General features: G+C 68.8%; 17 protein-coding genes. 8 read left to right on the top strand and 9 right to left on the bottom strand.

Going from position 1 to position 18,510, the window contains the following annotated elements; genetic code table 11:
• Position 1 precedes the first annotated feature (1 nt).
• On the top strand, positions 2-700 hold the full coding sequence (locus H2037_RS04490; RefSeq protein WP_292118294.1) for an alpha/beta hydrolase: 699 nt from the start codon (positions 2-4) through the stop codon (positions 698-700).
• Positions 625-1,695 carry an FUSC family protein gene (locus H2037_RS04485; RefSeq protein WP_292118291.1) on the top strand — a complete coding sequence of 357 codons (1,071 nt, stop codon included), beginning with the start codon at positions 625-627 and terminating at the stop codon, positions 1,693-1,695. The genes H2037_RS04490 and H2037_RS04485 overlap by 76 nt, the downstream gene beginning before the upstream one ends.
• A 65-nt stretch (positions 1,696-1,760) precedes the next feature.
• Here the strand turns inward: H2037_RS04485 and gltA are convergent, their stop codons facing one another.
• Entirely contained in the window at positions 1,761-3,062 is a 1,302-nt protein-coding gene (gene gltA / locus H2037_RS04480) for a citrate synthase (protein ID WP_292118287.1), read from the bottom strand.
• A 66-nt stretch (positions 3,063-3,128) separates the two neighbouring features.
• A complete protein-coding gene (gene gltX, locus H2037_RS04475; RefSeq protein ID WP_292118285.1) occupies positions 3,129-4,544 on the bottom strand; it encodes a glutamate--tRNA ligase in 1,416 nt (471 codons plus the stop codon).
• Between the two features lie 67 nt (positions 4,545-4,611).
• Between gltX and H2037_RS04470 the strand changes: the two genes are divergently transcribed.
• On the top strand, positions 4,612-6,729 hold the full coding sequence (locus tag H2037_RS04470) for a ComEC/Rec2 family competence protein (RefSeq protein WP_292118282.1): 2,118 nt from the start codon (positions 4,612-4,614) through the stop codon (positions 6,727-6,729).
• On the opposite strand, the gene lexA is transcribed toward H2037_RS04470, so the two are convergent.
• The 4 genes from lexA to H2037_RS04450 all read right to left on the bottom strand — a co-directional run bounded on the left by lexA (position 6,710) and on the right by H2037_RS04450 (position 9,959).
• Positions 6,710-7,405 (bottom strand): transcriptional repressor LexA, encoded by a 696-nt coding sequence (gene lexA / locus H2037_RS04465; protein ID WP_292118277.1) that lies wholly within the window; start codon positions 7,403-7,405, stop codon positions 6,710-6,712. The genes H2037_RS04470 and lexA overlap by 20 nt on opposite strands.
• Before the next feature lie 120 nt (positions 7,406-7,525).
• Positions 7,526-8,332 (bottom strand): indole-3-glycerol phosphate synthase TrpC, encoded by an 807-nt coding sequence (trpC, locus tag H2037_RS04460; RefSeq protein WP_292118274.1) that lies wholly within the window; start codon positions 8,330-8,332, stop codon positions 7,526-7,528.
• The gene (trpD, locus tag H2037_RS04455; protein ID WP_292118272.1) at positions 8,329-9,366 is read right to left on the bottom strand and encodes an anthranilate phosphoribosyltransferase; all 1,038 of its coding nucleotides are present in this window, start codon (positions 9,364-9,366) and stop codon (positions 8,329-8,331) included. Before trpD ends, trpC begins: the two co-directional genes overlap by 4 nt.
• A 2-nt stretch (positions 9,367-9,368) precedes the next feature.
• Positions 9,369-9,959: an aminodeoxychorismate/anthranilate synthase component II gene (locus H2037_RS04450; protein WP_292118269.1), complete on the bottom strand. Its 591-nt coding sequence runs from the start codon at positions 9,957-9,959 to the stop codon at positions 9,369-9,371.
• Between the two features lie 87 nt (positions 9,960-10,046).
• Between H2037_RS04450 and H2037_RS04445 the strand changes: the two genes are divergently transcribed.
• A complete protein-coding gene (locus H2037_RS04445) occupies positions 10,047-10,253 on the top strand; it encodes a peptidoglycan-binding protein (RefSeq protein WP_292118265.1) in 207 nt (68 codons plus the stop codon).
• Positions 10,254-10,261: 8 nt separating this feature from the next.
• On the opposite strand, the gene trpE is transcribed toward H2037_RS04445, so the two are convergent.
• Together trpE and H2037_RS04435 are read right to left on the bottom strand one after the other, a co-directional pair.
• A complete protein-coding gene (gene trpE, locus H2037_RS04440; RefSeq protein WP_292118261.1) occupies positions 10,262-11,779 on the bottom strand; it encodes an anthranilate synthase component I in 1,518 nt (505 codons plus the stop codon).
• Positions 11,776-13,683, bottom strand: coding sequence for a peptidylprolyl isomerase (locus H2037_RS04435; protein ID WP_292118258.1), 1,908 nt, complete (start codon positions 13,681-13,683; stop codon positions 11,776-11,778). The genes trpE and H2037_RS04435 overlap by 4 nt, the downstream gene beginning before the upstream one ends.
• Before the next feature lie 139 nt (positions 13,684-13,822).
• Here H2037_RS04435 and tpiA point away from each other — a divergent pair, with 139 nt between their 5' ends.
• From tpiA to H2037_RS04415, 4 genes are all read left to right on the top strand, one after another.
• Positions 13,823-14,569 carry a triose-phosphate isomerase gene (gene tpiA, locus H2037_RS04430; RefSeq protein WP_292118255.1) on the top strand — a complete coding sequence of 249 codons (747 nt, stop codon included), beginning with the start codon at positions 13,823-13,825 and terminating at the stop codon, positions 14,567-14,569.
• 78 nt (positions 14,570-14,647) lie between these two features.
• A complete protein-coding gene (secG, locus tag H2037_RS04425; RefSeq protein ID WP_292118252.1) occupies positions 14,648-15,070 on the top strand; it encodes a preprotein translocase subunit SecG in 423 nt (140 codons plus the stop codon).
• A gap of 122 nt (positions 15,071-15,192) precedes the next feature.
• A complete protein-coding gene (locus H2037_RS04420) occupies positions 15,193-16,845 on the top strand; it encodes a CTP synthase (RefSeq protein ID WP_292118250.1) in 1,653 nt (550 codons plus the stop codon).
• Between the two features lie 101 nt (positions 16,846-16,946).
• Positions 16,947-17,105: a hypothetical protein gene (locus tag H2037_RS04415; RefSeq protein WP_292118248.1), complete on the top strand. Its 159-nt coding sequence runs from the start codon at positions 16,947-16,949 to the stop codon at positions 17,103-17,105.
• 4 nt (positions 17,106-17,109) lie between these two features.
• Here H2037_RS04415 and H2037_RS04410 read toward each other — a convergent pair whose 3' ends face one another.
• Positions 17,110-18,429: a hypothetical protein gene (locus tag H2037_RS04410; protein WP_292118245.1), complete on the bottom strand. Its 1,320-nt coding sequence runs from the start codon at positions 18,427-18,429 to the stop codon at positions 17,110-17,112.
• Positions 18,430-18,510 lie beyond the last annotated feature (81 nt).

Here is an 18,510-nt window from a genome sequence, read left to right as displayed (position 1 = left end):
CATGGAACGCCCCTGTCTGGTTCTGATCCCGGGGCTGCTCAACGACGCCGACCTGTGGCGCGATCAGGCGGCGGCCCTGTCGCCCGTCTATGACGTCCGCGTCGCCGACATCACCCAGGGCGAGACCATGGCGGTTCTGGCCGAGACCGTCTTCGCCCTCGCGCCGGAGCGCTTCTCGCTCGCCGGTTTTTCGATGGGCGGCTATGTGGCCCAGGAGATGTTGAGACAGGCGCCGGATCGCGTCGAACGCCTGGCCCTGCTGGATACGTCGATCCATGCGGACACGCCTCAGAAGGCGGCCGAGCGTTCGGCTCTGAATCAGCTGGCCCATGCGCCGGGCCGGTTCCACGGCATGGGCGACCGGATGATGCGGGCCTATATGAGCCCCGACCATGCGCGGGATCCCGAAATGACCGGACGGGTTCGCGCCATGACCCAGCGTTTGGGTCTGGAGGTCTTCCTGCGTCAGAACGGATTGGCGCGCACGGACGGCGAGGCGGCGTTGCGCGCCTTCACCCGGCCCGTCCTGGTGCTGTGCGGCGAGCTCGACGGGATCACGCCCCTGGCCGGTCATCGCGAGATGGCGGATCTGGCGTGGGACGCCGAACTGGTCGTGGCGCCCGGTTGCGGCCATCTGACGCCCATAGAGGCGCCGGAGCTGGTCAGCGCGGCGCTGGACCGCTGGATGCGGCGAACCTGACGGTGGCGCGGGCGCTCAGTCCCCGGCGGGCCGCCGAAGTCCGGGCCGCGCTCCAGATGGCGGCCGGGGCCATGGCCGCCCTTTATCTGGCGACGATCTTGGGACTGCCGCACCCCTATTGGAGCGTGATCTCCGCCATCGTGGTCATCCAGGCCAGCGTCGGCGGCGGCGTGCTGAACGTGGCGCGTGATCGGGCCATAGGCACGGTGAGCGGAGCCCTGGTCGGCGCGGTCGTGGCCTTCGTGCGCCCGCCCGGCATGGAGAGCATGGCCCTGGGCATCGCCATCTCGACGGCGGCCCTGGCCTTCCTTGGAACCGGCCGCCCGTGGCTGAAGGTCGCGCCGGTGACGGCGACCATCGTCATCGCCGGCGGCACGGGAACCGAGGGGCCGGCCTCGCTGGCCCTGGACCGGGTGATGGAGATCCTGGTCGGCAGCGGCGTGGGCGTGGTCGCCATCCTGGCCCTGTTCCCACGCCACGCCCGCCAGGCGTTCCAGATACAGGCCCGCGAAGCGGCCGGGGAGGCGGCCGTACTGCTGGCCCTGGTGTCGCGGGGCGATCCCGCCGACGCGACGGAGATCAGCCGCTGGCACGCCGATCTGAAACGTCGGCTGGACGCCCTGGGACAGGCGGCCAAGAACGTCATCGACCTGGCGGGACCCCAGCGCGAGACGGCGGATCGGGCCGCCCTGGCCCGCGCCTTCTGGCGGGTGCGCAGCGACATCGTCATCCTGGGACGCGGCTTTCAGTCCGAGGGCGCCGGCCCCCGTCTAGGCCCCTGGTCGAAGGACGCCGCGCGCGCGGTCGAAAGGCTGGAAGCCCTGTCGCAGGGGCGGGCGGTGGAGCCGATGGGACCTGTCGATCAGACCCTGGCCCTGTCGATGGCCGTCGAGGACGACGACATGGCCCTGGGGGCCGCCGCCATAGGCCTGGCCCACATGCACCGCGACCTGGACGATCTGGCCGAGCGGTTCGCCGATCTGAAACTGATCTGAGCCCAAACAAAAACGCCGGGGATTGCGCCCCGGCGTTCTGCATTTCTCAGCCTTGAGGCCGTCGATCAGCCGCGCTGTTCGATCGGCACATAGTCGCGCTCGGTCGGGCCGGTGTAGAGCTGACGCGGGCGGCCGATCTTCTGCGACGGATCCGCCATCATTTCCTGCCACTGCGCGATCCAGCCCACGGTGCGGGCCAGGGCGAACAGGACGGTGAACATGGTGGTCGGGAAGCCCATCGCCGACAGGGTGATGCCCGAATAGAAGTCGACGTTCGGGAACAGCTTGCGCGAGGTGAAGTATTCGTCGTTCAGGGCGACCTTCTCAAGCTCCTTGGCGACCAGGAACAGCGGGTCGTTCTCGCGGCCCGTGGCGGCTAGGACTTCATAGGCCGACTGCTGCATGACCTTGGCGCGCGGGTCGTAGTTCTTGTACACGCGGTGGCCGAAGCCCATCAGCTTGTACTTGCGGTCCTTCACGCCCTGGATGAACTCCGGGATGTTTTCCGGGGTGCCGATCTGCTTCAGCATGGTCAGCGCCTCTTCGTTGGCGCCCCCGTGCGACGGGCCCCACAGGCAGGCGATGCCGGCGGCGATACAGGCGAACGGATTGGCGCCCGACGAACCGGCCAGACGGACGGTCGAGGTCGAGGCGTTCTGCTCGTGGTCGGCGTGCAGGGTGAAGATGCGGTCCATGGCGCGCACCAGGGCCGGATCGACGTGATAGTCCTCGGCCGGCACGGCGAAGCACATGCGCAGGAAGTTCTCGGCATAGGACAGGTCGTTGCGCGGCGACACGAACGGCTGGCCGATGTGGTATTTGTAGGCCCGGGCCGCGATGGTCGGCATCTTGGCGATCAGGCGGATGGCCGATATGTCGCGCTGCACCGGATCATGGATGTCCAGGCTGTCGTGATAGAAGGCCGACAGGGCGCCGACGGTGCCGACCATGATCGCCATCGGGTGAGCGTCGCGGCGGAAGCCTTCGAAAAAGCGGTCGAACTGGGCATGCAGCATCGTGTGCATGGTGATGCTGTTTTCGAACTTCTCGTACTGAGCGGCGGTCGGCAGTTCGCCGTGCAGCAGCAGGTGGCAGACCTCGATGAAGTTCGATTGCGACGCCAGCTGGTCGATCGGGTAGCCGCGGTGCAGCAGCACGCCCGCGTCGCCGTCGATATAGGTCAGGGCCGATTCACACGCCGCCGTGGAGGTGAAACCGGGGTCGAAGGTGAAGGCGCCCGTACCCGCGTACATTTTGCGGATGTCGATGACGTCCGGGCCGGTGGAGCCCGAAAGGACCGGGAGGTCGATGGTCTTGCCCTCGAAGGACAGGGTCGCCGAGCCGGTGGGTTTGGCTTGTTCAGTCATGAATGCCCCTTTGCATCACACGTCCAGGCGCGGGGAGGCGTCGGCCGCTTTTTGGTTTGTGGGAGATCACTTAGTCTGTTGCAGCGCATCATCCAAGCGCCCGAGACTTTCGTCGGGGCCAAGTGCGGACAAAGTTCGTGCGATATCGGGTGAACTTGACCCTGCGGTAAGGGCCGCGCGCATAGGCGGCCCGATCTTGCCGAACCCGACCTCTTCGGATTCGGCGAAGCTTTTGAGTTCGGCTTCGAGGGCGAAGACGTCCCAGGACTGGAACAGGCTCAGACGGTCGCGCAGCCGGCCCAGGCGGTCCAGGGTCTCGCCGGACAGCAGGCCGCGCGCCTTGTCGTCCAGGGCGAGAGGGCGGGACTTCAGGACGAATTCAGTCTGATCGGCGAGGTCCAGCACGGTCTTGGCCCGGTCCTTGACGAAGGGCATGGCGCGCTGAAGTTTCGCCTCGTCCGCCTCTTCGATAGCGCGGCCCCGCGACAGGTGGACGTCCAGGGTCAGTTTGGCGAGGCGTTCGTCGTCGGCGAGGCGCAGCCAGTGCGAATTGACATGGGCCAGTTTGTCGAAGTCCAGCCGGGCGGGCGCCTTGCCGATGCCGGACAGGTCGAACCATTCGACGGCCTGGGCGTCGCTGAACAGTTCGTCGTCGCCGTGGGCCCAGCCCAGACGCGCCAGATAGTTGCGCATGGCCTCGGCCAGATAGCCCATCTCGGCGTATTCGTGCACGGCCTGGGCGCCGTGCCGCTTCGACAGCTTGGCGCCGTCGGGGCCGTGGATCAGCGGGATGTGGGCGAAGGTCGGCCGGGTCCAGCCCAGGGCGTCATAGATCAGGCTCTGTCGGGCGGCGTTGTTCAGGTGATCGTCACCCCGAATGACATGGGTCACGCCCATGTCGTGGTCGTCGACGACCACGGCCAGATTATAGGTCGGCGCCCCGTCCGAACGCAGCAGGACCAGGTCGTCCAGGTCGTCGGTCGACCAACTGACCGATCCCTGGACCTCGTCCGCGACGGTGACTGTGGTCGAATGCGGACGACGGAAGCGGACGACGTGGGGCAGGGCCAGGTCGTCGACGGTCGGGGTCCGGTCGCGCCACGGCGATTCGAAGGCGCGTTTTTCGGCCTTGGCCTCGTCGCGCAGACGGCCGGTCTCCTCGGCGGAGGTGAAGTCGCGGTAGGCGTGGCCTGTCTCAAGCAACTGATCGACCACCTCGCGATGGCGGTCGGCGCGGCTGAACTGGAAGACCGGTTCCTCGTCGGCGAACAACTCCAGCCAGCTCAGACCGTCGAAGATGGCCTTGACCGCCTCGTCGGTGGAGCGTTCGCGGTCGGTGTCCTCGACCCGGATCAGGAAACGCCCCGCGTGTCTCTTGGCGTATAGCCAGTTGAACAAGGCGGTTCTCGCCCCGCCGATATGCAGATAGCCTGTGGGCGAGGGGGCGAAGCGGGTGACGACAGTCGAAGAAGGCAAGGTCATGGGGGAGGGGTCCGTAAGCGAGGCCCTTATACGCCCCGACACGGCAAAACCTACCCCCGGCGCACGATTGAGCGCCTGGTTGGTCGAGGAGGCGGCCGCCCAAGGCCTGCGATGGCGACTGTGGGCGCCGGTCGCTTTCGGCGCGTGCGGGGCGGTCTATTTCTCGCTGCGGTCCGAACCGGCCCTGTGGCCGCTGCTGCTGGCGGCGGTCGCCTGCGTGGCGGTCTGGCTGGCGGCGAGGCGACGGGGCGGGCGACGTTCCCTGACCTGGCCTCTGATGATGCTGGCCTGTCTGGCCAGTGGTCTGGCGGCGGCCAAGCTGCGCACCGAGATGATCGCCGCCCCAATCGCGCCGGCCCTCGGCGAACCGACGGTGATCGAGGCCTGGGTCGAGGATGTGGACGGACCGGGCCAAAGAGGCGCGCGGGTCGTCGTCGCCCCGGTCTGGATCCGGGGTCTCGCGCCGGCACAGACGCCGGTGCGGCTCAGGGCCACGGTGCGGGGCGAACCGCCGAGGCCCGGCGAGGCGATCCGCCTGTTCGCCATCCAGAATCCGCCGCCCGCCCCGGCCAGCCCCGGCGCCTATGATTTCGGACGGAACGCCTATTTCCAGGGGCTGGGCGGGGTGGCCTTCGCCCTGGGGGAGACGCGACGGATCGACTTGCCGCCCGCGCCCTGGCGGCTGCGGTTGGCGATGGCGGTGAACAGCGCCCGCTATGCTCTGGCCGAACGGATCGTGGCGCGGCTGGGGGAGCGGACCGGCGGGATCGCGGCGGCCATGACCACCAGCCACGAGACCTGGATCAGCCCGACGGACATGGACCTGATGCGCGATTCCGGTCTGGCGCACATCCTGTCGGTGTCCGGCCTGCACATGGCCATCGTCGGGGGATTCGTCTTCTTCGCGGTCCGGCTGGGCGTCGCGGCCTGGCCCTGGTTGGCCCTGCGGGTTCCGGGAAAGAAGGTCGCCGCTCTGGCGGGCTTGACGGCGATCGGCGTCTATCTGGTCGTGTCTGGCGCGCCGCCTCCGGCCGAGCGGGCGGCCATCACCGCCTCCATCGCCTTTCTGGCCATACTGCTGGACCGACAGGCGGTGACCATGCACGGCCTGGCGGTCGCGGCCTTCGTCGTCCTGTTGATCCAGCCCGAGGCCATCGTCACGCCCGGTTTCCAGATGTCGTTCGCCGCCACGGCGGCCCTGGTCGCCCTGGTGGAAGCCTGGCCTCGGCGGATACGCGAAATCTCGGCGCCCTGGCCCATCGTGGCGGTTCAGAGATTCGGCGGCTGGCTGACGGCGGCGGTGGCAGCCAGCGTCGTCGCCGGACTGGCGACGGGGCCGTTCGCCATGCAGCATTTCAATCGCACCGCCATGTACGGTCTGCTGGCCAATCTGGGCACGGCGCCGGTCGCGGACTTCATCCTGATGCCGGCCCTGGCCCTGGGAGCGGCGCTGGAGCCGCTGGGGCTGGGCGGGCCGTTTCTGGCGGTGGCGGGCTGGGGCGTCGATCTGATGCTGGCCATCGGCGGATGGACCGCCGGCCTGCCGGGCGCCGTGCGGACGGTCGCCAGCGCGCCCGACCATGTCCTGCCCATCGCCTTTCTAGGGATTCTGTTCGTCTGCCTGTGGCGGGGGCGCCTGCGCTGGCTGGGCGTCCCTCTGGCGGCGGCGGTGCTGATCTGGCCTCGCGCGCCGACGCCCGATCTGTGGATCGGGGACGAGGGGACCAACGCCGCCTTTCACCGCGAGGCGACGGCGGTGGTGGTCCGGCCCGGCGTGCGCGAGTTCGCCGTCGATCTGTGGTCGCGACGAAGGGGATTGGCGATGACGGATCGAACCGAGGCCGGCTGGCTGTGCGACCGGTTCTCGTGCCGTCCTGAAAGCCATGACGCAGGCCCGGTCGCCCTTTGGTGGGGCAGGCGCGCGCCGAACCCCGATCAGATGGAGACGCTGTGCCGGGCTGCCCCGGTCGTCAGCGTGAGGGCCGTCGTCGGGAATCTGCCCCCGTCATGCGACGGACGGCTGGTCCTCGACGGCGTCGATTTCGCGCGGGGCGGGGCGGTGGAGCTGTGGCGCGACGCCTCGGCCGAGGAAGACCGATGGCGCGCGGTCTGGACGAGCGACGTGCGGGGGGACCGGCCTTGGACGCGCCAGTCGGACCCGGACGTCAGTGATAGCGGCGCATGAGGCCGACCAGCTTGCCCTGGACCTCGACCTGGTCGGGGCCGAAGATGCGGGTCTCGTAGTTGCGGTTGGCAGGCTCCAGGGCGATGGAGCCGCCCTTGCGGCGCAGCCGTTTCAGCGTGGCTTCCTCGCCCTCGACCAGGGCGACGACGATCTCGCCGTTGGTCGCCGTGTCGCCCCGGCGGATCACCACCAGGTCGCCGTTCAGAATGCCGGCTTCGATCATGGAATCGCCCTCGATCTCGAGGACATAGTGGTCGCCCTTGCCCAGCATGGATTCCGGCACCGACAGTCGGTCCTGCTCGTGCTGGATGGCGGCGATGGGGGTGCCGGCGGCGATCTTGCCCAGCAGGGGCAGCTCGCGGGTGTCGTTGGCGGCGGAAACCGAGGCGCGCGGGACGCCCCCGCCCTCGATCACGTCAGGCTTGAAGCCGGCCCGGCCGCGCGGCGCGCCCGCCGTCGCCTGTTCGGGCAGTTTGGTCACTTCCAGCGCCCGGGCGCGGTGGGCGAGGCGGCGGATAAAGCCCCGTTCCTCCAGCGCCGTGATCAGCCGGTGAATGCCCGACTTGGACGCCAGATCCAGCGCCTCCTTCATCTCGTCGAAGGACGGGGAGACGCCGGTCTCCTGAATCCGTTCGTGGATGAACATCAGCAGTTCGTGCTGCTTGCGCGTGAGCATCGCCAGGCCCTCGTAAGCCCCTTCCTCGAATCGGAACGGGCCGTGAACATTGACGATGTTCTGTAAGTGTTCCTTCCTAATGTCAACTTAACGGCGTCGCTTCCGTGTCGGAATACGAGATCAGACCGCCAGAAGGGCGCGGGTGGCGGCCTCGACATCGGGCTGACGCATCAGGCTCTCGCCGACCAGTATGGCCTGGGCATGGGCGGCGGAGACGCGGGCGACGTCCTCGGGCGTGAATATGCCGCTTTCGGCCACCAGCAGGGCGCGGACGGGGCTGAGCATCGCCAGCCGTTCGGTGACCTCCAGATCGACCTCGAAGGTGCGCAGGGACCGGTTGTTGATGCCTACCAGGGCGTCGCCCCGGTCCGAGACCAGCGCGCAGGCGCGGGCCATCTCGGCCTCGTCATGGGTTTCGATCAAGGTGTCCATGCCGAACCGCTCGGCCTCGGACAGCAGTTCGGCGGCCAGTCGATCGTCGATCATGGCCAGGATGATCAGGATGCAGTCGGCGCCCAGTGCCCGGCTCTCGGCCACCTGCCAGGGATCGACCAGGAAGTCCTTGCGCAGGCAGGGCAGGGCGACCGCGTTGCGGGCCTGGCCCAGATAGGCGTCGTCGCCCTGGAAGCTGGGGCCGTCGGTCAGGACCGACAGACAGGATGCGCCCCCGGCCTGATAGGCCAGGGCCAGGGCGGTCGGGTCGAAGTCGGCGCGGATCAGGCCCTTGGACGGGCTGGCCTTCTTGATCTCGGCGATCAGGGCGGGGCGGCCGGTCTCCTCGACGGTGCGATCCAGGGCGGCGCGGAAGCCGCGCGGGGCCGAGGCCGTCCGCGCCAGGGCTTCAACGGCGTCCTGAGACGTCGCGGCCTTGCGTGCGGCGACGTCCTCGCGCTTGTAGGCGGCGATACGGTCCAGAACGTCGGTCATGCGTCGTCTTCCATGTCCAGCGGCGTGGAGGTGATGCGGGCCAGGCGCGCCAGCGCCTGGGCGGCCCGCCCGTCGTCGATGGCGGCGGCGGCGAGGCGGGCGCCCTCGGCCAGGTCCGCCGCCCGATCCGACACCACCAGGGCCGCGGCGGCGTTCAGCACGACGATGTCGCGGTAGGGGCCGGCCTGGCCCTCCAGCAGGGCGCGCAGGGCGACGGCGTTGTCCTCGGCGTCTCCGCCTCGAATGGCCTCGATCGGCGCGCGGTCCAGACCGGCGTCTTCTGGCATGACCTGGAAGCGGCGGACGGCGCCGTCCTTCCATTCCGCGACCTCGGTGGGGCCGGAGGTGGCCAGTTCGTCCAGGCCCTGGCCGTGCACGGTCCAGGCCCGGGTGGCGCCCAGACGCCCCAGCACCTCGACCAGCGGCTCCAGCAGGCGGGGATCATAGACGCCCATCACCTGACGCTTCGCCGAGGCGGGGTTCGAAAGCGGCCCCAGCAGGTTGAAAACCGTACGGAAACCGATCTCGGCCCGCACCGGCCCGACGTGGCGCATGGCCGCGTGATAGGCGGGGGCGAACAGGAAGCAGATACCGGCTTCGTCCAGCGCCTTGCGCTGCTGAGCCGGGGAAGCCGCCAGATTGACGCCCAGGATCGACAGGACGTCGGACGAGCCGGATCGCGACGACATGGCCCGATTGCCGTGTTTGGCGACCTTCACCCCCGCGCCGGCCAGGACCAGGGCGGCGGCGGTGGAGATATTATAGGTGTGCTGGCCGTCGCCGCCGGTGCCGCAGGTGTCGATTACCTCGTACGGATGGTCCAGCGTCAGGGCGGCCTCGCGCATGGCCTGGGCGAAGGCGGCGATCTCGTCGACCGTCTCGCCCCGCATGCGCAGGGCGGTGACGGCGGCGGCGACCTGGGACGGGGCCGGCTCGCCACGCAGACAGGCGGCGAAGAAGTCGTGCGCCTGTTCGGACGTCAGCGGATGGCCCTCGACCAGCCGGGCGAGGATCGGCTTGAATCCGTCTGCCACGATCAGGCGGCCGCGAGGCGCTTCACGCCGGCGATCTCGAGGAAGTTGGCCAGCATGTCGTGGCCGTGTTCGGTGGCGATGGATTCCGGGTGGAACTGGACGCCGTGGATCGGGCGGTCGCGGTGCCGCAGACCCATGATCTCGCCGTCGGCGGTCCAGGACGTGACCTCCAGGCAATCGGGCAGGGTTTCGCGCTTCACGGCCAGCGAATGATAGCGGGTGGCGGTGAAGGGCGAGGGCAGGCCCGCGAAGACGCTGTGGCCCTCGTGCAGGATCGGCGAGGTCTTGCCGTGCATCAGGGTCTTGGCGCGGATCACCTCGCCGCCGAAGGCCTGGCCGATCGCCTGGTGGCCCAGGCAGACGCCGAGAATCGGCATGGAGGCCGGGGCGGTCTGGATCAGGGGCAGGCAGACGCCGGCCTGGTCGGGGGCGCATGGGCCCGGCGACAGCAGGACCGCGGCGGGGTTCAGCGCCCAGGCCTCGTCCGCCGTCAGGTCGTCGTTGCGCACCACATGGGTCGGCGCGCCCAACTCCGCGAGGTAGTGGACGAGGTTATAGGTAAAGCTGTCGTAGTTATCGACGACGAGTATCATGTCTCGGCTTCTAGGCGCGACCGACGGCCGCGCCAAGCATCTGCGTCGCTAAAGCGCATCTTAACACTGCCGGGGGCATGGAGGGGCGTGAAACTCGCCGCTGAAAAAGACATCGCCGACAAGATCGCCGCCGCCAAGGCGAAGCTGGTCGTGGTCGAGCCGCAGCCCATCAGTCCGTTCGCGGCCCTGGGCGCCGCCGCCCTGGCGGCGACGGCGGCGGTGATCATGGCCGGGGTCGTGGTGATCGGGCCGGGTGTCCAGTTCGACGAACCGGCCGTGACGCGCCTGCCTTAGGCTTTTGGCTAGCGATTGCCGGTGCGGAAGCGCCAGGCGTCGTCGGCGGCCCGCATGGGGGCGCGCGCCTTGTGCCGGGTTTCGGCGTATTCGGCTGCCGGGTCGCTGTCGGCCACCACGCCGGCGCCGGCCTGGACGAAGATCTTATCGTCCGCGAACAGGGCGGTGCGCAGGGTGATGCAGATGTCCGCCTCGCCCCCGGCCGAAATATAGCCGACGCCGCCGCCGTAGCCGACGCCGCGCTTTTCGGTCTCCAGTTCGTCGATCACTTCCATGGCCCGCACCTTGGGCGCGCCCGACAGGGTGCCGGCGGGAAGGGCGGCCAGCAGGGTGTCGACGGCGTCCAGTTTCGGGTCGGCCTTGCCGCGCACATTGGAGACGATGTGCATGACCTGGCTGTAGCGTTCGACGACGAAGCTTTCCGTGACTTCGACCGTCCCCGGCGCGGCGACACGGCCGACGTCGTTGCGGCCCAGGTCCAGCAGCATCAGATGTTCGGCCCGTTCCTTGGGATCGGCCAGAAGTTCGACTTCCAGCGCCCTGTCCGCCTCGGGCGTGGCGCCGCGCATCCGGGTTCCCGCCAGCGGGCGGATGGTGACTTCGCCGTCCTTGAGCCGGACCAGGATTTCCGGGCTGGACCCGGCCAGCTGGAAGCCCTCGAAGTTCAGATAGAACAGGTAGGGCGACGGGTTCTGGCGACGCAGCGACCTGTAGAAGGCGAAGGGGTCTTCGGTCCAGGGCGCGGAGAAGCGGTGGCTGAGCACGACCTGGAAGATGTCGCCGGCCGAAATATAGTCCTTGGCCCGGGCGACCATGTCGCCGAAGCCGGCCTCGTCCACCGGAGAGACGAACTCCGGCGCCGGGGTCGGGCGAGGGGCCGGGCGCGTCGGCAGGGGCTCGCGCAGTGCGGTTTCGAACGCATCCAGTCGGGCCACGGCGGCGTCGAAGGCCTCGCGCGGCGCGGCGCCCGCGTCCGGATAGGCGGCGGCCACCAGCACGATCTCGTGACGCACCGAATCGAAGATGGCGACCAACGACGGTCGCGTCAGGACCGCATCCGGCAGGTCCAGCGGATCCGGATTGGGCTCGCCCAGCGGCTCCAGCAGACGCACCATGTCATAGCCGAACACGCCGAACAGTCCGGCGGCCATAGGCGGCAGACCGTCGGGCAGGTCAAACTTGGACGCGGCGATCAGGGCGCGAAGCGACTGGAGCGTGGGCAGGGTCTCGGGCGTGAACCGCCCCTCGGCCAGGGCCGGACCGCGCGCCAGCTCTGCTGTATTCGAGCGACAGCGCCAGACGACGTCAGGATCCAGCGTCAGGATCGAATAGCGGCCCTTGACGGCGCCGCCTTCGACGGACTCCAGCAGGCAGGCGTAGGGACGGTCGCGACCCAGTTTCAGATAGGCCGAGACCGGCGTCTCCAGGTCGTCGATCAGGCGGCGCACCACGACCTGCGGCCGACCGGCCGAAAGGCCGGCGGCGAAGGCGTCGAAATCGGGCGCGAGATCGTCCGTCAGGGTCATTGGGCCGGGGCGGCGGGCGCCGTCGGCTCGGCGGACAGGCCCAGGGCCTGACGCGCCAGACCCACGTCGTTCTTGGCCTTGGAGCGTTGGGCGCCGGCCGTCATTTCAGCCTGGACCATGGCCTGAACCAGTTCCTGGGTGATGCGCGGGCGAGCCTGCTCAGCCAGCGGCCCGGCGACCGTCGGGTTGGCGGCGTGGATATTGTCGACCCGTCCCACCAGGAAGCCGCCCTCGCCGGGCTGGGAGAAGACCTGGCCCTTGCCCTGGCCGAACAGGCCCTGGAGCACGCCGTCGCCCAGCGACTGTTGGGTGGCCTGGTCGCGGACGACGCCGGTGCGAACCGTCAGGGGCGCGTTGACCGAACGGGCCACGGCGGCGATGTCCTCGCCCTGGCGGACGCGGCCGGCCAGTTCCTCGGCCTTGGCGGATAGGCGGCGCGAGATTTCGCGCTGGGTCCACTGGGCGGTCAGGGGCGCGCGCACCTCGGCGAGGTTCGGCAGGGCCGACGGACGGATGTCGTTCACGCGGACCGCGAAATACTGGCCCTGGCCGGCGTCGATCACGTCGCTTTCGCCGCCCTTGGTCAGGCTCCAGGCCGTTTCGAAGACCTGGGGCGGGGCGTTCAGGGCCTGGCCGTTCGGCAGTTTGCCGTCTTGGGTGAAGGGCGGCAGATCGACGACGCGGCCGCCGGCCTCGCGTGCGGCGTCCGCCAGATTCTTGCCAGCCGTGCGGGCGGCTTCGTACTTCTCGACCTTGGCGTAGGTCTGGCCCTTCACGTCCTCGGCCCGAAGCTCCTGGACGATCTGATCGCGGGCGGCCTCGAGCGTGGCCGGTTGGGCCGGCTGGATGGCGGTGACCTTGGCGACGGCGAAGCCGACGCCGGCCTGGATCGGGTCCGACACCTGGTTGGCCTGCAGGCCGAAGACGGCCGCGGCGGTGGCGGCGTCGCCGATGGCGCTGCGCGGCGTGGCGTCGAAGTTGGCGGGCTGGATGCTGTTGGCGCGGCCCACGTCGGCCGGCGACTGACCGGCGCGCAGGGCGGCGGCGATCTTCTGGGCGACGTCGCGGCTGGGCGCCGTCAGGGTGACGAAGGTGCGGGTCTCGGGGCGGCCCAGGCTGTCCTTCTTGAACTCGAAACGCTCACGGATCTGGTCCTCGGAGACGGTGGGGACCGCGCTCGGATCGGGGCTGAAGAGAACGACCGAGACCATGCGGAACTCGGGGGCGCGCAGACGCTCCGCGTTCTCCTGGATGAAGGCGTTCAACTGGGCGTCCGTCGGCGCCGGGACCTCGCCGACCATGGCCGGCGTGACCTCGAACCAGCGGCCGTCGCGGGTTTCGAAAGCGGCGCCGGCGAGCAGGGCGCCGTAGATGCGCGGCGCGCGGGCGCCGGCGAAGATGGCGGAGCCGAAATGTTCGGTCGTGTATTGGTCTCGCAGGTCCTGCTCCAGCATGGCGGGGGTCAGGCTCTGCTGGGCCAGGGCGCTTTCATAGGCCTGCTGGTCGAACTCGCGGGTGACCGAGTTGAAGAAGGCCGGGACCTGGCGGATCTGCTTGACGATCAGCTCCTTGCCGGGGCGGATGCCGGCCTTCCAGGCCCAGTTCACGAAGCCCAGCTGTTCGGTCTGGCTGTCCAGGAAACGGGTGTGGATGTTCTCGGCGATCAGATCTTCGTTGGTGACGGGACGGCCGGCCTGTTGCTGGATGTTCTCGCGCACACGGCCGAAGGCGGCGCTGAACTCGGCCTCGTTCATCGAACGATCGCCGGCGTCGATCACGTGCCTGGGGCCCAGGTTGGCGAACACGTCCATGCGCGCGCCGACGACCACGAAGCTGATCGCGATCAGGACGAGGAGGCCGGCGGCCCACTTGGAACGCGAGAAGGCGCGAAAGGCGGTGATCATTCGAGAACCCGGTATAGGCGCCGACGTCGGCGTATCAGCGGCGTATAGTCGGGGCAGGCGCGCTCCCGCAAGGACGGCTTGATGTCCAGATTGCGGCGCCCCCCTTGGCTTGACGGTTTCTGGCCCCTAGACAGGCCCGATGAAACAATCCGTGAAGTTCATTGTCGGCAATTGGAAAATGCACGGCGTTTCAGCCGCCGTGTCGGAGGCCCTGGCCCTGAAGGAAGCGGTGGACGCATCGCCCATGTGCCGCATCGCCCTTTGTCCTCCCGCGACCCTGACGGACCGTATGCGGGCGGCCCTGGCGGGGGGCAGGGTCGAACTGGGCGGGCAGGATTGTCACGAAAAGGCGTCCGGCGCCTTCACCGGTTCGGTGTCGGCGGAAATGCTGGCCGACGCCGGCGCCACCTTGGTGATCCTGGGCCATTCGGAGCGGCGGGCGGCCTTTGGCGAAACCGACGCCCTGGTGGCGGCCAAGGCCGAGGCCGCGATCGCGGCCGGCCTCGAACCGATCATTTGCGTCGGCGAAACCTTGGAGCAGCGCGAGGCGGGCCAGGCCGTCAGCGTGGTCAGCGCCCAGGTCGAGGGTTCTCTGCCGGACGGCTTGTCCGAACGGCCCTTCGCCGTCGCCTATGAGCCGGTCTGGGCCATCGGCACCGGTCTGACGCCGACCCTGGAACAGATCGCCGAGGTCCACGCCGCCGTGCGCGCCGCCATCGTCAAACGGCTGGGCGAGGCCGCCCGGCGCGCGCCGATCCTGTACGGCGGCTCGGTCAAGCCGGACAATGCGGCCGAGATTCTGACCACGCCGGAAGTGGGCGGGGCCCTGGTCGGCGGCGCCTCGCTGTTGGCCGAGGATTTTCTGAAGATCATTCGCGCCGCCTGACCGGCGCGGCTTGAGGTTTGCCCCCCGGCCGCTTCGGTGATAGACGCCCCCGCTTGATCGGCGCAGCTCCGCGCCCACATGAATGACGCCATGCTCCAGACCATCCTGCTCGTCGCCATCATCCTGGTCGCCGTCTCCCTGACGGGCGTCGTGCTGCTGCAGCGGTCCGAGGGCGGCGCCCTTGGCATGGGCGGCGGACCTTCGGGCTTCATGACGGCGCGGGGCGCCGGCAATCTTTTGACCAAGGTGACCTGGGTCCTGGCGGCTCTGCTGTTCGGCCTGACCATCGTCCTGACGGTCGTCGGCAATATGGACCGCGCCTCGGTGTCGATAATCGACGCCGACGCCGTGGGTTCGCTGGCCACCACGCCGCAGACCCAGCAGCAGCAACCGGCCCAGCAGCAGCCGGCCGCTCCGGCCCAGCCGGCGGCGCCTTCGCTGGACGACCTCGAGGCCAGTGTGACCGCCGCGCCGGCGCCGGCCCAGCAGCCCGCCCAGTAACGGCGGGCGACACGACCGACTTCCGAAAGCGCGCCGCAGGGCGCGCTTTCTTCTTTTGATCAACAGTTCGATTCGCGGCGGGCCATGCGTCGCACGCGAATCATGGAGTAAGGTGTCCGCCCATGGCTCGCTATGTGTTCATCACCGGCGGCGTGGTTTCCTCGCTAGGAAAAGGCCTCGCCTCCGCCGCTCTCGGCGCTCTGCTGCAGGCGCGCGGCTACAAGGTCCGCCTGCGCAAGCTCGACCCCTATCTGAACGTCGATCCCGGCACGATGAGCCCGTATCAGCACGGCGAGGTCTTCGTGACCGACGACGGCGCCGAGACCGACCTGGACCTGGGCCACTATGAGCGGTTCACCGGGGTGTCTGCGGCCAAGTCGGACAATATCACCACCGGTCGTATCTATTCGACCATCCTGGAGAAAGAGCGGCGCGGGGATTATCTGGGTGCGACTGTCCAGGTCATTCCGCACGTCACCGACCAGATCAAGTCCTTCTGCCTGACGCCGGCCCTGACCGACGACGGCGAGGACGTCGACTTCGTGCTGGTCGAGATCGGCGGCACCGTCGGCGACATCGAGGGTCTGCCCTTCTTCGAAGCCATCCGCCAACTGGGCCAGGACCTGCCGCGCGGCCGGTCCTGCTTCGTCCACCTGACCCTGCTGCCCTTCATCAAGACGGCCGGCGAGATGAAGACCAAGCCGACCCAGCATTCGGTCAAGGAGCTGCGCTCCATCGGCATCCAGCCGGACATCCTCCTGTGCCGCTGCGAACAGCCGATCCCGGCCGAGGAGAAGCGCAAGATCGGCCAGTTCTGCAACGTCCGCGAAAGCGGCGTGATCCAGGCGATGGACTCGGCCGACATCTATGCCGTGCCTCTGGACTATCACCGCGAAGGTCTGGACCGCGAAGTCCTGGCCCATTTCGGCATCGAGGACGCGCCCGAACCCGACCTGTCGCGCTGGCAGGAGATCGCCCGCCGTCGCCTGCATCCCGACGGCGAAGTCACCATCGCGGTCGTCGGCAAGTACACTGTGCTGAAGGACGCCTATAAGTCCCTGATCGAGGCCCTGCATCACGGCGGCGTGGCCAATAACGTCAAGGTCAATATCGACTGGGTCGAGGCCGACACCTTCGAGGGCGATCCGGAAGCCTGCGAGGAGCGGCTGCAGGACGCCCACGCGGTGCTGGTGCCCGGCGGCTTCGGCGAGCGGGGCTCGGAGGGCAAGATCGAGGCGGCTCGCTTCGCCCGCGAGCGCAACATCCCCTATTTCGGCATCTGTTTCGGCATGCAGATGGCGGTGATCGAGGCGGCACGGAACCTGGCCGGCTATCCCAAGGCTTCGTCGACGGAGTTCGGTCCGACCGCAGAACCGGTCGTGGGCCTGATGACCGAATGGACCCAAGGCAATCAGCGCGTCCTGCGCCAGCAGGGCGGCGACCTGGGGGGCACCATGCGGCTGGGCGCCTATGACTCGACCCTGACGGCCGGGTCCAAGATCGCCGAAATCTATGGTTCGACCGCCATCAGCGAGCGGCACCGCCACCGCTACGAGGTCAATATCAACTATCGCGAGGCGATCGAGTCCAAGGCTGGCCTGGTCTTCGCCGGCCTGTCGCCCGACGGCGTCCTGCCCGAGACGGTGGAGCGGCCGGACCATCCCTGGTTCATCGGCGTCCAGTATCACCCCGAGCTGAAGAGCCGGCCTTTCGCGCCCCACCCGCTGTTCGCCAGCTTCATCGAAGCGGCCTTGGTCCAGAGCCGGCTGGTCTGATCAAACCGCGTTCACGGACCTGCGATTCCGTCAGGCGTCGGTTTTGCAGTAAAATGCCTGGAACGGATCGAAATGGGACGATCCGACAGGATGGACCGTCGATGATCGGCGAGCTGCTCTATCACTTGCACCGGCATTTTCGCGTGGTGCTCATCGCCGGCGGCCTGGGGCTCGTGTTCGGCATGGCGGCGCTCGGCTACGGGGTCGCCCGCGGCATGGACGCCCCGTCGGCCCACCCGGCCGAAACCGGGCGGGCCTGAGGCTTCAGTCGATCTTCAGGCGGATGAAGATCATCCCGCCGTCCGGATCCCCGCCGTACAGGGACTCCAGCGCGTCCGGCACGCGGTTCATCGCATAAAGGGCGCCTAGGCCGAACCTCACGTGTTCAGCCAGCCGCCAGTCGCGCACCGCCCCGACCGAGGCCTTGCTGACCGTATGGAGTTCTCCGTGCCCGCCGCCGACGCCGGGGGCCAGTTCGTCCGTCTCGATCCGTTCGGCGCGGGCGAAGACAGTCCAGCGGTCGTTCGGATGGACGGCGGATTCCAGCAGCCAGCCGTCCTTGGATTCGTCGTGATCATTGGTCTTGCGGCCCCAGGCCAGGGTCGACGACCACCAGCCGGCATCGCCCAGGCGTCGGGTGTGGATGGCGCTGGCCGACCATTTGGTCTCGTCCTCGTCCGGTTCGAGCTGTTCCGGGGCCGAGACATCGGCGTAGGAGACCTGAAGGGACCAGTCGGCGGTCGGGTTCCAGGCCCCGCGCACCGACCAGCTGTCCAGACGGGGCTGATCGATGTTCCAGCGTTCCTCGTCCGGTTCCCGGCCCTTGAAGGCCGAGGCCTCGATCTTGAACCGGTCGTGGGCCCAGCCCAGGGTGGTGACGCCGAAGACGATATGGGTCGAGTCGAGCCAGTGGTGGGTGATCGGCGCCTCGGGACTGTCCATGGCGCTCATCCGGTGCATGAAGGCGGGCGGGCCGAAGGCAGGCTCGCCGGGCAGGCCGATGTAGCCGTAGAGGCTGTCTTTTTCGGACAGGCGCTTCGAATAGCTGGCCGATAGCTCCATGAAAAAGTCGTGCGGATGCTGGCGATCGACCAGGGGATCGACGCCGTTCGCCGTCTCGCCCGCCGCCAGCAGCAGGGGATAGCCGGACTTGCCCATCAGCGGGTCGGGGCTGAGCATGGCCCGCAGGTTCAGGGTCGAGCCGTCGTCGAAGTCGCGGCGGGCGGTGGTCATCAGCATGCCCGAGACGAAGGTCTTGTCGCCGCCGCGGGGGCCGGACTGACTGTCGTAAGTCAGGTTGAGCAGGGCGTGGGTCATGACGGTCCAGTCGCCCCGGACGGTGTGGATGCCGGCGTGTTCGCCCGAGTCGGGCTGCCAGCTGGTGCCCGAGGCGTCCCGGCTCATGGGCCAGGGGCCGTAGGGGCTGGTCATAGCGTGCGGAGTGGCAGGCATGTCATGGCCGGCGTGTGGATCGGCTGTCTGGTGGTGGGAGTGGTCCTGCGCTGAGGCGGCCTGGGCTAGGACGAGGTTCGGGGCGAGCAGGGAGACGCCGGCGCAGGCGCCGACGAGGATGCGGGGAGCCATGAAGGCCTCCTTGAATGATCGTGACTGAGGGCGCCGCGAGGGGCGCCCTCAGTCACGATCATTCAAGGAGGCCTTCATGGC

It is taken from the genome of Brevundimonas sp., assembly GCF_013912065.1.
Classification (GTDB): domain Bacteria; phylum Pseudomonadota; class Alphaproteobacteria; order Caulobacterales; family Caulobacteraceae; genus Brevundimonas.
The sequence above is the reverse complement of the archived record's forward strand: the minus strand, read 5'-3'. Positions and strand labels throughout refer to the sequence as shown.

Coding starts and splice junctions, on each gene's coding strand:
- H2037_RS04450 (WP_292118269.1), bottom strand. CDS start 9,959: ATGATACTCGTCGTCGATAACTACGACAGCTTTACCTATAACCTCGTC.
- H2037_RS04415 (WP_292118248.1), top strand. CDS start 16,947: ATGATCGGCGAGCTGCTCTATCACTTGCACCGGCATTTTCGCGTGGTG.
- gltA (WP_292118287.1), bottom strand. CDS start 3,062: ATGACTGAACAAGCCAAACCCACCGGCTCGGCGACCCTGTCCTTCGAG.
- gltX (WP_292118285.1), bottom strand. CDS start 4,544: ATGACCTTGCCTTCTTCGACTGTCGTCACCCGCTTCGCCCCCTCGCCC.
- H2037_RS04435 (WP_292118258.1), bottom strand. CDS start 13,683: ATGATCACCGCCTTTCGCGCCTTCTCGCGTTCCAAGTGGGCCGCCGGC.
- H2037_RS04420 (WP_292118250.1), top strand. CDS start 15,193: ATGGCTCGCTATGTGTTCATCACCGGCGGCGTGGTTTCCTCGCTAGGA.
- H2037_RS04410 (WP_292118245.1), bottom strand. CDS start 18,429: ATGGCTCCCCGCATCCTCGTCGGCGCCTGCGCCGGCGTCTCCCTGCTC.
- tpiA (WP_292118255.1), top strand. CDS start 13,823: ATGAAACAATCCGTGAAGTTCATTGTCGGCAATTGGAAAATGCACGGC.
- trpC (WP_292118274.1), bottom strand. CDS start 8,332: ATGACCGACGTTCTGGACCGTATCGCCGCCTACAAGCGCGAGGACGTC.
- secG (WP_292118252.1), top strand. CDS start 14,648: ATGAATGACGCCATGCTCCAGACCATCCTGCTCGTCGCCATCATCCTG.
- lexA (WP_292118277.1), bottom strand. CDS start 7,405: ATGCTCACGCGCAAGCAGCACGAACTGCTGATGTTCATCCACGAACGG.
- H2037_RS04490 (WP_292118294.1), top strand. CDS start 2: ATGGAACGCCCCTGTCTGGTTCTGATCCCGGGGCTGCTCAACGACGCC.
- trpE (WP_292118261.1), bottom strand. CDS start 11,779: ATGACCCTGACGGACGATCTCGCGCCCGATTTCGACGCCTTCGCCGCC.